This window comes from Nocardia yunnanensis (assembly GCF_003626895.1).
Taxonomy (GTDB): Bacteria; Actinomycetota; Actinomycetes; order Mycobacteriales; family Mycobacteriaceae; genus Nocardia; species Nocardia yunnanensis.
Genome location: NZ_CP032568.1, coordinates 7,214,953 through 7,227,796, shown reverse-complemented (window position 1 = coordinate 7,227,796; position 12,844 = coordinate 7,214,953). Strand labels below are relative to the sequence as shown.

The 12,844-nt window shown below is 66.2% G+C and carries 13 protein-coding genes; 8 read left to right on the top strand and 5 right to left on the bottom strand.

Annotated features, from left to right (window positions below; all coding sequences use genetic code 11):
• Positions 1 to 3 precede the first annotated feature (3 nt).
• The gene (locus D7D52_RS38265; protein WP_162958736.1) at positions 4 to 123 is read right to left on the bottom strand and encodes an NAD(P)-binding domain-containing protein; all 120 of its coding nucleotides are present in this window, start codon (positions 121 to 123) and stop codon (positions 4 to 6) included.
• Entirely contained in the window at positions 120 to 1,106 is a 987-nt protein-coding gene (locus D7D52_RS33805; protein WP_425464701.1) for an alpha/beta hydrolase, read from the bottom strand. Before D7D52_RS33805 ends, D7D52_RS38265 begins: the two co-directional genes overlap by 4 nt.
• 316 nt (positions 1,107 to 1,422) lie before the next feature.
• On the opposite strand from D7D52_RS33805, the gene D7D52_RS33800 reads away from it, so the two are divergent.
• Genes D7D52_RS33800 through D7D52_RS33790 form a run of 3 tightly spaced genes read left to right on the top strand, consistent with a single transcriptional unit; the run spans position 1,423 to position 4,693 of the window.
• Positions 1,423 to 2,280 carry an SDR family NAD(P)-dependent oxidoreductase gene (locus tag D7D52_RS33800; RefSeq protein ID WP_120742970.1) on the top strand — a complete coding sequence of 286 codons (858 nt, stop codon included), beginning with the start codon at positions 1,423 to 1,425 and terminating at the stop codon, positions 2,278 to 2,280.
• Entirely contained in the window at positions 2,277 to 3,155 is an 879-nt protein-coding gene (locus D7D52_RS33795) for an SDR family NAD(P)-dependent oxidoreductase (RefSeq protein ID WP_120742968.1), read from the top strand. Before D7D52_RS33800 ends, D7D52_RS33795 begins: the two co-directional genes overlap by 4 nt.
• Positions 3,152 to 4,693, top strand: a complete 1,542-nt coding sequence (locus D7D52_RS33790; protein ID WP_120742966.1) for a flavin-containing monooxygenase — start codon at positions 3,152 to 3,154, stop codon at positions 4,691 to 4,693. The genes D7D52_RS33795 and D7D52_RS33790 overlap by 4 nt, the downstream gene beginning before the upstream one ends.
• A gap of 186 nt (positions 4,694 to 4,879) precedes the next feature.
• Here D7D52_RS33790 and D7D52_RS33785 read toward each other — a convergent pair whose 3' ends face one another.
• Complete coding sequence (locus D7D52_RS33785) at positions 4,880 to 5,527, bottom strand: TetR/AcrR family transcriptional regulator (RefSeq protein ID WP_246023496.1); 648 nt, start codon at positions 5,525 to 5,527, stop codon at positions 4,880 to 4,882.
• A gap of 125 nt (positions 5,528 to 5,652) precedes the next feature.
• Between D7D52_RS33785 and D7D52_RS33780 the strand changes: the two genes are divergently transcribed.
• From D7D52_RS33780 to D7D52_RS33760, 5 genes are all read left to right on the top strand, one after another.
• Positions 5,653 to 6,711: an alpha/beta hydrolase gene (locus D7D52_RS33780; RefSeq protein ID WP_120742962.1), complete on the top strand. Its 1,059-nt coding sequence runs from the start codon at positions 5,653 to 5,655 to the stop codon at positions 6,709 to 6,711.
• Positions 6,712 to 6,789: 78 nt separating this feature from the next.
• Positions 6,790 to 7,005, top strand: a complete 216-nt coding sequence (locus tag D7D52_RS33775) for a hypothetical protein (RefSeq protein WP_120742960.1) — start codon at positions 6,790 to 6,792, stop codon at positions 7,003 to 7,005.
• Positions 7,006 to 7,011: 6 nt separating this feature from the next.
• Entirely contained in the window at positions 7,012 to 7,959 is a 948-nt protein-coding gene (locus D7D52_RS33770) for a hypothetical protein (RefSeq protein WP_120742958.1), read from the top strand.
• Between the two features lie 22 nt (positions 7,960 to 7,981).
• Positions 7,982 to 9,349: an ABC1 kinase family protein gene (locus D7D52_RS33765; RefSeq protein ID WP_120742956.1), complete on the top strand. Its 1,368-nt coding sequence runs from the start codon at positions 7,982 to 7,984 to the stop codon at positions 9,347 to 9,349.
• 167 nt (positions 9,350 to 9,516) lie between these two features.
• Positions 9,517 to 10,170: a TetR/AcrR family transcriptional regulator gene (locus D7D52_RS33760; protein ID WP_120742954.1), complete on the top strand. Its 654-nt coding sequence runs from the start codon at positions 9,517 to 9,519 to the stop codon at positions 10,168 to 10,170.
• A 22-nt stretch (positions 10,171 to 10,192) separates the two neighbouring features.
• Here D7D52_RS33760 and D7D52_RS33755 read toward each other — a convergent pair whose 3' ends face one another.
• Both D7D52_RS33755 and D7D52_RS33750 read right to left on the bottom strand, forming a co-directional pair.
• Positions 10,193 to 11,098 carry an SDR family NAD(P)-dependent oxidoreductase gene (locus D7D52_RS33755; RefSeq protein ID WP_162958735.1) on the bottom strand — a complete coding sequence of 302 codons (906 nt, stop codon included), beginning with the start codon at positions 11,096 to 11,098 and terminating at the stop codon, positions 10,193 to 10,195.
• A gap of 102 nt (positions 11,099 to 11,200) precedes the next feature.
• On the bottom strand, positions 11,201 to 12,805 hold the full coding sequence (locus tag D7D52_RS33750; RefSeq protein WP_162958734.1) for a flavin-containing monooxygenase: 1,605 nt from the start codon (positions 12,803 to 12,805) through the stop codon (positions 11,201 to 11,203).
• Positions 12,806 to 12,844 lie beyond the last annotated feature (39 nt).

The following is a 12,844-nucleotide window of genomic DNA, read 5'->3' as shown; positions in this document are numbered from 1 at the left end:
TCTTCACAGCGCCTCGGGTGGTCCCGAATTGGCCACGCGGACTTCATATCCCGCGTCGAAGAGCTTTCTGGCCAAGGTCCCGCCGACCACGCCCGCGCCGAGGACGCCGACGATCCGAGTCATGCTGGTCCTCGGTCGAGAGTCCGCGTCGACTCCGCTGCGGCCTGACCGCCCGCTTCGAGAATGCCGCGCACGAAGGCGCCGATCTCGGCGATCGCCGCGCGCGCCTCGGGCAGTAGATCGGCGCCGGCCTGGAACACGTGGATGGCGTTGTCCCAGATCTGAACGGTCAAAGGCACCGCGGCGGCCGCATGGCGAGTGGCGAGCAGTTCGGTATCGGACAGAAGCACCTCGGTGTTGCCGACCTGGATCAGGGCGGGCGGCATGCCGGTGAACTCGTGGTTCACCGGCGACCATCGCGGATCGATTCGGCCGTCTCCTGCGAATCCGACCGAGGGCGGCACCGATAGGCTGTACGCCGAGAGCACAGCGTCGCGCTCGTTATTGGGATGCGCAGCGCGGGTCGCGGGATCGAAGTCGGCGTACGGAGCGATCGCGGCGATCGCGGCCGGCATCGGAAGGCCGCGTTCGCGCACCGCGAGTGCGGCCGCGAAGGCCAATCCGCCACCCGCGGAGTCGCCCGCGAAAGCGATCCGCTGCGGTGGAAACCCTTGCGCGAGTAGATGTTCGTAGGCGGTGACCGCGTCGTCGATGCTGTCGAGCAAATGACCTTTGGGCAGTTGGCGGTAGTCCACATTCAGCAGCGCTACCCCGCTGGCGCGGGCGATGCGCGCGGCGAGCCGACGATGGCTGTGCAGTCCCCCCGCGGTGAAGGCACCGCCATGGAGGTACAGGATCGCGCCGCGGCCGGTGGCGTCCGGGCCCGGATCGTCACGGTGCCAGAGCCATTCGGCGCGGAACCGGCCGAACGACACCGATCGCCGCAGTGTCCCGCGCGGTGGAATCAACGGCACGGCAAGGATTTCAGCGAAGTTCGCCAGTCGGAATGCCCGTGCCCCGCGCAACGGGCCGTTCTCGGCCAAGGCGAAGTACCGATCGACGAAGGGACGGATCGTTGCCTTCAACACCGAGTGCGCCACCCGCATCCGCACACTGGCGCGATTGACCAATTCGACCCGGACGGTGTGCTCCGAGGCGGTCTCCGTCCCGACTGTCGTCTGTGGATCGCTATTCCGAGGATCCGGGTCTCGGCGTACGTTGTGCGGTTGCGTCGCCAAAGTCTCGATTGGTGTGGCCATATGTCCTCCAGATCATTTGTATCGATTTGTGGATACTCGAAGGACTAGGATTGCAGCAATATTCACGTAACGCTACTATCTGAATGAATTAGCTCGAGCACGCGACAAGGGAGTCGACGATGGCCCATCCAGGCAGCGCCAGCACTCGGACCGGGAGGTTCGAGTGGAGGTGACAGTGGTGAGCGGCGCCGGAAGCGGGATCGGCCGCGCGACCGCACAGCGGTTCGCGCGCCGTGGCTCCACGGTGATCGTGTCCGATATCAACGCCACGACCGGCAACGAGACCGTCGATCTGATCCGGGCCGCGGGCGGCAATGCCGTGTTCCGTCGTCTGGATGTCGCGGACCCCGAGGACTGGGAGCATTTCGCATCCTGGGTCTGCGGCGAGTTCGGAGTGCCGGACGTGGTGGTCAACAACGCGGGCATCCTGATCGGCGGCGGCTTCCTGGAGCAGACCGGCGACGACTGGCGGCGGATGATCCAGGTCAACATGATGAGCCCGATATTCGGCTCGCGCATCTTTGTGCAGCGTATGGCGGAGGCGGGAAAGCGCGGGCACATCGTCAACGTGGCCTCGGCCGGGGCGTTCCTGCCCACCGGTGTCGCCCCCTCGTATGTGACCGCCAAAGCCGGGGTGTGGTTCGCCTCGCAAGCGCTGCGCGCGGAATTCGGCCGGCGGAAGATCGGCGTGAGCGTCGTCTGTCCCGGCTTCGTCCGGACCAACCTGGCGGCCAATGGAACCCGGGGCGGTGTCGGCGACGCCGGCAGCACTGCGTGGTCCGACAGCCTGGCCGCCGGTCAGCGCCGGCTGTTCCGCTCCCCGGAACGCGTCGCGGCGGCCATCGAACGCGCCGTGCGGTGGAACCTCTCGACCGTTCCCGTCGGTACCGAGGCGTGGGCGCTGTGGTACGCCAGCAGGCTTTCTCCCGCCACCGTCCGCGGATTGAGCGGCGTTGTACGAATGCCCTTGGTGGACAAGGCAATCGAGATCACGGGCAAGGCATTGGGGGCCGTACTGTGAAGACCGTCATCATCACCGGCGCCGGTTCGGGTATCGGCCGCGAGACCGCGAAACTCTTCGCGCGCAAGGATCATCGTGTCGTCGTCGCCGACATCGACGAAGCGGGCGCGGAAGCGACCGTGGAACAGATCAAGGCCGACGGCGGCGAGGCGATCGCCTACCGGCTCGACGTGCGACACGAACACGAGTGGGAACAGTTCGCACGCTGGATCGGCGCCGAGTTCGGCAGCGCGGATGTACTGGTCAACAACGCCGGCATCATGGATCTCGGTGGTTTCGTGGACACCACGGTGGCGCAGTGGCAGCGGCTGGTCGACATCGACCTGATGAGCGTGATCTACGGGTCACGCGCCTTCGCGCGCCAGATGATCGACGCCGGTGTGCGCGGGCATATCGTCAACATCTCCTCGGGCGCGGCCTTCCTGCCCTCGGAACTCGAACCCGCCTACGGCGTCGCGAAGGCCGCGGTTCTCATGGCCACCCAATCGCTGCGCGTGGAGTTGCGCCCCCACGGCATCGGCGTCACCGCCATCTGCCCGGGCGTCATTCGCACCAACCTGCTCGCGCACGGCGAGCGCAACGGCCTCAGCGCCGAGGAGCAGGAGAAGTGGCGAGCTCAGGCCGACGCCGCTCAGACCGGCCTGGCCTACGCCGGACCCGACAAGGTCGCCCGCGTCATCGAACGGTCGGTGCGCAACAACTGGGCCGTCGTGCCCGTCAATCCCGAAGCATGGTTCATCTACGGGCTGATCCGGCTCTCGCCGACGCTGGCCCGCGTCGTCCCCTCGGTCCTGTCCTTCGACCGGGCCGAGAAACTCCTCGCCGTCGGCAAACCTCTGCTGGATCGGCTTTCGAAAGGCAAGGTCACCGCATGAGCGTGCCCATCGACCACGAAGTGCTCATCATCGGAGCCGGTTTCGGCGGTATCGGCGCCGCGGTCCAGCTGCGCAAGGCGGGCATCGAAGACTTTCTGATCATCGACAAGAACGACGGCATCGGCGGCACCTGGTGGGCCAATACCTATCCCGGTGTGGCCGTGGACATTCCGTCGATCTACTACAGCTTTTCTTATGAGCCGCCCAAGAAGTGGACGCGCATGTTCGCTCCCGGCGCGGAGGTGCAGCAGTATGCCGAACAGGTGGTGGACTCCTTCGAGCTGCGTTCGCGTATCCGGCTGAATACCGCCGTGGCCGCAGCGGATTGGGATGAACGGCACAATGTGTGGCGCGTGGAGCTGGTCGGCGGCGACATCCTGGTAGCGAGGTACGTCATCGGCGCGATCGGCGCGCTGGAGGTGCCGTCACTGCCCGATATCCCCGGCTTCGACAGCTACGGCGGCAAGATCGTCCACACCGCGCGGTGGGATCACGACTTCGACTACGCGGGCAAGCGGATCGCGGTCATCGGAACCGGTGCCACCGCGCTGCAGCTGATCCCGGAGATGGCCGATATCGCCCGGAATCTGACGGTCTTTCAGCGCACGCCCATCTGGGTCGCGCCCAAGCCGGACTTTCCGATTCCGCCCGCGGTCCGATCGGTATTGCTGAACGTGTCACCGCTGCGGCGTGCGGTGCGTGCCGCGGTCACTGTCGGAATCGACTTCGGCCTCACCGGTATCGGCGTGTTCCACGATCGGGTGCCGTTCCTGGCGCAGGCCCTCGAGCGGGGCGGCGCAGCCGGGTATCGAGCCTGGCTCCGAGGGGAGCCCGAACTCGCCGAACAGCTGACCCCGCACTACGCGCCGGGCTGCAAGCGCCCGTCGGTGTCCAACCGCTATCTGAAGACCTTCACCCAGCCGCACGTGCAGCTGGTGACCACGCCGATCACCAAGATCACCGAGAACGGCGTGATGACCGAGGACGGTATCGAGCACGAGATCGATGTGCTGGTGTGCGCCACCGGTTTCAAGGTCATGGGCAAGGGCACGACGCCGCCCTTCCCGACCCGCGGCGTCGGCGGCACGGATCTCAACGGCTTCTGGGATGAGCACAAATTCCAGGCGTACCAGGGTGTTTCGGTGCCGGGGTTCCCGAACTTCTTCATGATCACCGGCCCGTACGGGTTCGCCGCGGGCAGCTACCTCGCGATGATCGAATGCACGAGTCGCCATGCCGCCCGCGCGATCGGCGAATCCCGCCGCCGGGGCGCGACGCGGATCGAGATCAAGCAGCAGGCGCACGACGCGTACTACGACAAGTATCGGCAGCGGGCGGAGAAGACGCTGTGGCTGTCGGACGCGTGTGAGGGTTCCAACACCTACTACGTGAACTACCAGGGCGACGCGGCGGCGATCCGCCCCAGCACGCATCTCGAAATGTGGTGGGGCAACAAGCATTTCCCGCTCGACCATTATCGATACGCGCGCAGTATGGCCGCGGTCGAGACCAGCGACCGCGCTCTGGCTTCCGTATGAGTGGGTTTCGCCCTCGCATCCGCCTGGGCCGACGAGGCGCAGCCTGAACGAGCAGTGACGATTCACCAGTCGCGGGGTTCCGGTGAATCACCTACGTGCGACGGCGGATTGCGCAGTCGGCGCCGGGTTTTCGCGGATTCCACCCGGCGCCGGCCGCGCCTCGTTTCTCCGTCCACAGACGCGGATTCATGCGTCGGCAGGCGCGCTCCGCGAGACGGAATCGCGGAGCCGTTGAATCCACAGGCTGATGGTGTCGCTCAACAACTCGGCGGATTCCTCCGCGGTGACGATGCCCGATGCGCTGCCGATGGACAGCCCCGCGCCCGTGGCCGCGATCGCGCGCACGGCGGCGTCCACGCGCGGCCCGGATCGCGGAATATCCCCGGGAATGAACTCCTCCAACAGGATTCGGCCGGATGCGATGATTCGCTCGAGCGTCTGGGCAGTGGTCCCGCGCTGCGCCCCGTGCCGGAATACCGTGATCAGGTATTCCGCTCCGAGGGTGAGCAGTGCGGTGTTGCTGGAGGAGCGCGCCCACCAGTTCGAGAGCACCGCCAACCGCTCCTGATCGTCCTCCGGCGCCGCCATGAGCGCGGGTGTCAGCTTCGCCAGCTCCCGAGACAGCGCGCGCTGGATCACCTCGAGGCACAGCGCCTCCTTGTTGTCGAAGTTGCTGTAGAGCGCGCCGATGGTGCGTCCGGCCTCAGCGGCGATCGTTGTGATCGAGGTGGCGTGACATCCTTGTGCGAAGAACAGTCGCTCGGCGGCGTCGAGCAGATCTTCTCGGGTCTGGGCCTGGCTTTGGGTGCGAGTCAGTACTTTTCGACCAGCCACTATCTGTCGACCTCCTTGTACTGTGCCACCGTCGTTTCCGTTCTGTTGACGACGACCATTTTTTGGATAATACTACTATGTGAATAACGATTGTATTTGATTGGGTCGGAAGTGAGGAGCCTCGGATGATCAGCAACGACGCGATCGCCGTACCCGGACCGACGATCATGGCCGAGTTGCCGCGCCGTGCGAGCCGACGGCAGCGAGCCGTTCATGCGCTGTCCTACGCGACGCTGCGCCGCTTCTTCGAACTGAGCGTCCATGTCAACGAACGGGGCTGGCTCACCCCCGCGCAAATGCTGTTCGTGACGAACCGTTTCGACCCGATCATCGCGCCGCTGCGCCCGCCGCGCGGCACCCGGCTGACGCCGGTGCGGTTCGAGCACTTCCGTGCCGAGTGGGTGGTTCCGCGCACCGTCCAGGACCTGGCCCAGATGCGGAAGCCGGCCGCGATCCTCTACCTGCATGGTGGGGGCCTGGTCTCATGCGGGCTCAACACCCATCGCCGCTTGGTAGCCCGCATCGCGGCCGCGGCGGGTGTGCCGCTGCTCAACGTCGACTATCGCCAGATCCCGGAGGCCCACGTCACCGAGACCGTCGAGGATTGCATCACCGCCTACCGGCATCTACTCGATCAGGGCGTTCCCTCCGAGCGCATCATCGTTGCCGGCGACTCCGCCGGTGGCGGCCTGGCGTTCTCGCTCGCGCTGGCCGCGCGGGACCGTGGCCTGCCCATGCCGTCCGCGCTCGTGGCGATCGCGCCCTGGGCCGACTACGACGCGACCGGCAAACAGCAGCATCCCAACGACCATACCGAGGCCATGCTGCGCGGCGCCGTGTTCGCTATGCCGACCCAGTGGGGCATCGCCGTCGATGGCCGGCTCGACCCGCGATGGTCCCCGGTCAGCCACGACTTCGCCGGAATGCCACCGGCTTTGATCCAGGTCGGCTCCGGCGAGGTGCTGCTCGCCGATACCGAACTGCTGGCCCGGCGCTACGCCGAGGCCGGGGCTCCGCTCACCGTGCAGATCTGGGAGGACGCTGTGCACGTGTTCCAGGTCGCGGCCGATGTACTGCCGGATGCTCGCGATGCGATCGCGGAGATCGGCGTCTTCATGCGAGACGCGCTCGCCCGCGCGGCCGTCGCCGAATCGGCCGCGTGGTCGCAGAAGACGTCGGCCTGACCCGAGCGCCCGATCGAAATCCACGGTGTATTCGACAGACCCGAAAAGGGCCGACATCAAGAAGGGGGACGTGCCGCGATGACAGACCATCGAGCAGCACTGCGCGCCGCGCTGGGAGACGCCGGGGACGTGGTGGAGAACCTGACTCCCGAGGAAGCGGAGCAACTGCTGAGTCTGCTGCGGCGGGCTCAGACCGCCCAGCGGCGCAGTCTCGACTCCTCGATCGACCAGACCCTGAAGGTGCTGCCGCGCTTCGTGCGGATTCCCGCCCGCTCGATTCTGTTCGGAAAGTGAGACGACATGGCAGACTTGGTAACCCGTGCGCAGATCCGGATCCTGGCACAGCTGCTCGACGTCGAACCCGAGCGGTTGCGCAGTCTCGAACGACTCGACGTATCGGTGCTGGATCGGTTGCACAAGGCGCTGTCCGCCGCGCTGTTCGATGCTATGGCTTCGGTATTCGCGCGGGTCAGCAAGCTCGCCCCGCTGGTTCCCGACGCGTTGGCGGCGACGGTGGCGGTCAAGGCCGTACCGCCCGAGGTGGCGGGCCGAGCCGGTGGCGCGATCGGCATGGATCACCAGCACCGCGCCGCGAGCCTGCTCGGGCGGCTCACACCGTCGTATCTGGCTGATGCGGCACCGTACGTCGACCCGCGGGTGATTCCGTTCTTCGCGCCGAAGCTTCCGTTCCGGCTTCTGGTTCCGGCAGCGGACGAACTGTTGCGCCGCCGGGACTACCTCACCGCTGCTCGATTCGTCGAGTACGCCACTGACGAGCTCATCCGCGAGTTCGAACGCCACGTCCAGGACGATGCGGCGATCCTGCTCACCGGGGCGATGGTGTCGCGGACGGAGGTGCTCAACAAGATCCTGCGAGTGGCCGGAACCGAACGGCAGCACCGGTTGGTCGACGCCGCGGTCGCCGGCGGGCAGGAAACGCTGGTGGCGCTGCTGTCCCTGCTGGGTCGCATCGACGCCGAGTTCGCGGGCCCGTTGAGCAACGTGCTGTTCGAATCCCGTGACGAGCAAGAGCTTTCCCGCATCTGTGCGCTGATCGCCGAGGGCGGGGCGAGTGCGGAACTGCTCGACGTACTGGGCTACTGCTCCGACGGCGCGGTGCGGGCACTCGTGGCTACCGGTCACCTGTCGGATACCGTGGCCCTCGAACAGGTCGCGACAACCGAACGACGGCAGACTTCTTGGCGTCGGCTGACCGCGATCGCGTTGCCGGAGTCGGCTGCCGGCTAGCCGGACGATAGGGGAGATCACGATGGTCAAGCGCATTCCGAAGGGCCGAGTAGCGCGGGGGCGCAAACTCGGCATGCTGGCGGCCGGGCAGGCCGCCCGGGGCGCGACTGCCCGGCTGTCGATGATCGGCCGTTCCGAACGCGCCAGGGAAGTGCTGGCCCAACGCTCCACTCTCGATGCCGCCGAGCAACTCGTCGATGTGCTCGGCAGCATGAAGGGCGCGGCCATGAAGCTGGGCCAGATGCTGTCGGTGCTCGATCTCGAACTGGTACCCGAGTCGCATCGAGAGCGCTTTCGCGCCAAACTCGCGGTGCTGCAGGATCAGGTCCAGGTGCTGCCGTTCGCGACGATGCGAGGTGAGCTCGAGGCCGAATACGGTTCGCTGTCAACGGTATTCCGGGATTTCGATGAGGAACCGATTGCCGCCGCCTCGATCGGACAGGTGTATCGCGCCGTGCTCAGGGACGGCCGCCAGGTCGCGGTCAAGGTGCAGTATCCGGGAGTCGAGAAGGCGATCCAGTCGGACCTGCGCAATCTGGCCCTGTTCGCGAAGCTGTGGACGTCGATGTGGCCGGCGCTCAACGGGGGCGGGGTGATCGAGGAAGTGCGCAAGAACCTCGAATCCGAACTCGATTATCGGCAGGAAGCTCATGTCCAGCATCTGGTCGCCGAGCAATACCGCGGACATCCGTTCATCGTGGTGCCCGACAGCGTGCTCGAGCACTGCCGCGATCGGATCCTGGTGACGGAGTATCTGGATTCGAAACCGTTCTCCCACATGAAGACTCTCCCCGACGCCCAGCGCGACCACATCGGCGAGCTGATCTATCGCTTCTATCTCGGCTCGCTGTTCGAACGTGGCGAGTTCTGCGGCGACCCGCATCCTGGCAATATCTTGCTGGCAGCGGACGGGCGAGTCGGGTTCATCGACTTCGGTCTCTACAACCGGATGGATGCCGCCGACATCGAATTCGAGCGCCAGGTCGCCCGCGCCGCGTGTGAACGGCGTGCCGAAGACCTGCACGCGCTGCTGGCAGGGCGGGGCATCATCGATCCCGCGGCCGAGGTGGAGCCCGCCGAATGCCTGGAATACATCTGGGCGGCCTCGGCGTGGAACCTCGCCGACGAAGAGATCACCATCACCTCCGAATTGGCTACCGGCGCACTGGTATCGGCCATCGACCCACGTGCGAGCGAGTTCCGCGCCATGCGCCATCAGATGCTGCCACCGGAGCACGTGTTCTCACGCCGAGCCGACTTCATGACCTTCGGCGTGCTGGGGCAGCTCGTGGTCACCGGCAACTGGCACCGCATCGCGCGGGAATGGCTCTACGGCGATCCGCCGGTCACCAGCATCGGACAGGTGCTCGCTGCGCGGGCCACCGCATAGCGTCATGCTGAATCCGGCGCAGCGGGCTCACCGGGGGACCGGAAAATGGTCGCCGTCGGTGCCGTCACTTTGGTCGTTTGCCTAAATCTGGATAATGTCAGTACCTGGAATTGCCAATACCGGTGCGTTCCATATTTGCTTGACGGTACTCGACAACGGAGGAACCAGTGGCCGCTCGTAAGGTGCTGACCCGAGCCGAAAGCCAGGCGCTGACGCGGGAAGAACTGATCGAGGCCGCTGAGCGGCTGTTCTACGCCAACGGCTACCACGCGACGTCACTGGCGGCGATCGCGGCGGAGGCGGGGCGGACGATCGGCGCGGTCTACAGCAATTTCGATCGCAAGGAAGACCTGGGCCTCGAGGTGTTGCGCGGCTGGGGCAGCCAGAAACTCTCTCGCTTGGCCACCGCGATCGCGAGTACCGACGGGTCGCTCGAACAGCGGCTCGCGGCTGTTGCGAACTGGTGGGACACGCAGCTCATTGCCGAGAACGATGCCTTGATCCTGGCGGCCGAGTTCGGCATCAGCGTGGTGCGTGACCGTGATCAGCGCGCGGCCGCGGTCGAGGCGTGCCAGCGATTCGTCGAGGCCGGACGAGTTCTGCTGCTCGATCATCTGCCCGAGGGCGCGACCCACAGCCAGGAAGTGCTCGAGGACGCGGTGCAAGGCGTGCTCGGGACAGCGATCGGACTCGCGGTCGGCCATATGACCGAGATGACCCCGAACGACCGTTCCACCAGCGTCCTCATCGCGACCGTCGAGTTCTGGCTGCGGCGTCTCGGCGAATCCATCGGCGTGTCCGAGGCCTCCGCGCTGACCTGACGCCTCGGCTTCGGGCGAACCGCTAGTCGCGATGGAAGGCTACGGCCGCTGGGACGCGTTCGGCGGCGACCTTCGCGGCGCTTTCCGCGCGGCTCATGGTGGGTATCGAGCAGATCAGGCGCATCAGGCCCGGCGAGAGCCGGTGCAGGAACCAGGCCAGTGAGGCATCGAAGTTCACCGGCACGATGGCGAGATTGAACCGGATGGCCAGCTGCACCGCGCGGGCCACCATATCGGGCGTTGCGAAGCTGTAGCGCGACTGCGCTTCGGCGAACTGGGACCGCACCTGATCGATCGCGGAGGAATCGGTGGTGATCAGGGTGGCGTTCGCCGCCAGCTTCGTGCGGGTGACACCCGGGCAGACCGCGCTGACTCCGATGTTCTTCGGCGCCAGCTCCGTTCGCAGTGATTCGGCGATCATCAGCGCCGCGGCCTTGGAGGTCGAGTAGGACGGCGCGACCCGGTTCGGTGTCCAGGCGGCCCCGGAGGCGATCACCACGATATGGCCCGGGCGGCCGCTGTCCACCATCTTCGCGCCGACGATCTTGCAGCCGTGGATGACGCCGTACACGTTGATCGACATGATCTTCTCCCAGTCCTGGATGGACTGGTCCATGAACGCGCCGCCCAGCGCGATGCCCGCGTTGTTGATCAGGACCGAGGGCACGCCGAACCGGAACACGACCTCGTCGAGCACCTGCTGCCACTGCTGCGGCTCACGCACGTCCAGTGCCAAAGCGTGGCACGAGCCCTGCGCGAGCTTGACCGTCTGCTCGGCGGCCGACAGGTCGACGTCCGTCGCGATCACGATGTCGCCCGCCGCGGCTTGCCGCAGACAGATCGCACGGCCGATACCGCTGCCGGCTCCGGTCACCAGCACGACCCGCCCCTGTTGGCGGGCCACCGGGCCGATAAAAGGAATTCTCATCTTCACTCCGAATCGATCGACTGTATTCCTGTGCCGGGGAACGGTTTCCGTACCCCGGCAGCTGTTCTGCACCGCACCCGGGTCACCTGGTGGCCCGGATCTTCATGCCGCGTCGGTGCTTTCGCGTTCGCGCGTGGGCACGGCGGAGCGGAACGCGTAGTCCTTGGCGGGGTCGAAGGTTTCGCTGTGGTTCCACAGCGAGTCGCGGAATCCGAGGGAGGGCCGCAGGATCGGCGCCTCGCCCCGGCTGTTGGAGAAGTAGCTATGTACGTTGTGCCGCTTGACCTGACGTTCGACCAGGTACTCCTGAGCCACCACGGTGGACGGGCTGCTGGTCATGGTGTGGTGCCAGGCGTCGTGCGCTTCGGGCGTGACCTCCACGACCTCGACCTCGTTCGCCTTCGCCTCGGCGATCACCCGGGCGATGTGCAGGGCCGAGTTCTCCATCATGCTCACCCAGGTCACGCCGTTCCAGCCGTACGGGCCGTAGAGGAACCAGCGGTTGGGCATCTTGGGGATCGTGACACCGGCATAGGCCTGCATGCCGTTGGCGCGGTAGAACTCGCCCAGGTCGAAGCCGTCGCGGCCCAATACCGTTCCGGTCGGGAACGATTCGGGCTCGGATGCCGGGTTGAAGCCGGTGGCCAGCACGATCATGTCGTAGTGGTGCTCGACGCCGTCGGCGGTGCGGATACCGTTCTCGGTGAAGCGCTCGATCGGCGTGGTCACCAGGTTCCCGTTGCTGCGGCTGAAGGTCTGCAGGAATCCGCGCCCGAAGGTGGGCATGTTGGCCATCACCCCGTGACGCGGCACCAGTGCACGGCGCGCTGCCCGATCGGTGACCTGGAAGCGCAGATACAGGCGATAGGCGGCGCGCAGGACGGTTTCGAGACCCTCCACCAGGGCCAGGGCGGCACGCTTGGGAAGCCTCTCCGCGCCGACTACGGCGGCTTGGTAGACGTACCAGTTCGCCATGTAGGCGAAGGTGTGGAACCGCTGAGATCGCATGAGTCGTCGGCCGATCGCGCCGAATGCGAAGTCCGGCTTGGGGAAACACCATGTCGCCGTGCGCTGGTAGACGTCCAGATGCGCGACCTTCGGGGCGATCGAGGGCACGATCTGCATGGAGCTGGCGCCGGTGCCGATGACCGCGACCTGCTTGCCCTGGTAGTCGTAGGAGTGATCCCAGCCCGCGGAGTGCATGAGCTTTCCGGTGAACTTGTCGGCATCCGGGATGCCCGCGTTGGAGCGCGGTTCCAGGAAAAAGCCCGTCGCGCTCAGCGCGAACCGTGCCGTCACGGTCCCCCCGCCGACGAGATGCACTGTCCAATAGCCCTTTTCGTCGTCCCACACCTCCCGTTCGACTGAGACGCCGAAGCGTGCCCGCTCGTACAGGTTGTACTCACGCGCGACGCGCTGGAGGTACTCGCGCACCTCGGAGCCCTCGGCGAAGACCCGCGACCACTGGTTCGGCGCGAAGGTGAACTCGTAGGAGGTGGACGGCACATCCAGCGCGACACCGGGATACGTGTTGGCGATCCAGGTTCCGCTGAAATCGTCACGCCGCTCGAGGATGACGAAATCGTCGATCCCGGCGCGACGCAACTGGCAACCGGCCGCGATGCCACCCACACCGCCGCCGATGATCACGGCCTCGAATTCGGGTAGCGACTCGGGTGCGGTCTTGTCCACAATGTTCGAACTCAATGTTTGCTCCGTTCTTGCTGTCACTCGGCGCGGGCGACC

What these genes read in the sequence shown, in the direction of transcription:
- D7D52_RS38265 (WP_162958736.1), bottom strand. Translation starts at nt 123, where the DNA reads ATGACTCGGATCGTCGGCGTCCTCGGCGCGGGCGTGGTCGGCGGGACC.
- D7D52_RS33805 (WP_425464701.1), bottom strand. Translation starts at nt 1,106, where the DNA reads ATGCGGGTGGCGCACTCGGTGTTGAAGGCAACGATCCGTCCCTTCGTC.
- D7D52_RS33790 (WP_120742966.1), top strand. Translation starts at nt 3,152, where the DNA reads ATGAGCGTGCCCATCGACCACGAAGTGCTCATCATCGGAGCCGGTTTC.
- D7D52_RS33780 (WP_120742962.1), top strand. Translation starts at nt 5,653, where the DNA reads ATGATCAGCAACGACGCGATCGCCGTACCCGGACCGACGATCATGGCC.
- D7D52_RS33775 (WP_120742960.1), top strand. Translation starts at nt 6,790, where the DNA reads ATGACAGACCATCGAGCAGCACTGCGCGCCGCGCTGGGAGACGCCGGG.
- D7D52_RS33770 (WP_120742958.1), top strand. Translation starts at nt 7,012, where the DNA reads ATGGCAGACTTGGTAACCCGTGCGCAGATCCGGATCCTGGCACAGCTG.
- D7D52_RS33765 (WP_120742956.1), top strand. Translation starts at nt 7,982, where the DNA reads ATGGTCAAGCGCATTCCGAAGGGCCGAGTAGCGCGGGGGCGCAAACTC.
- D7D52_RS33755 (WP_162958735.1), bottom strand. Translation starts at nt 11,098, where the DNA reads ATGAGAATTCCTTTTATCGGCCCGGTGGCCCGCCAACAGGGGCGGGTC.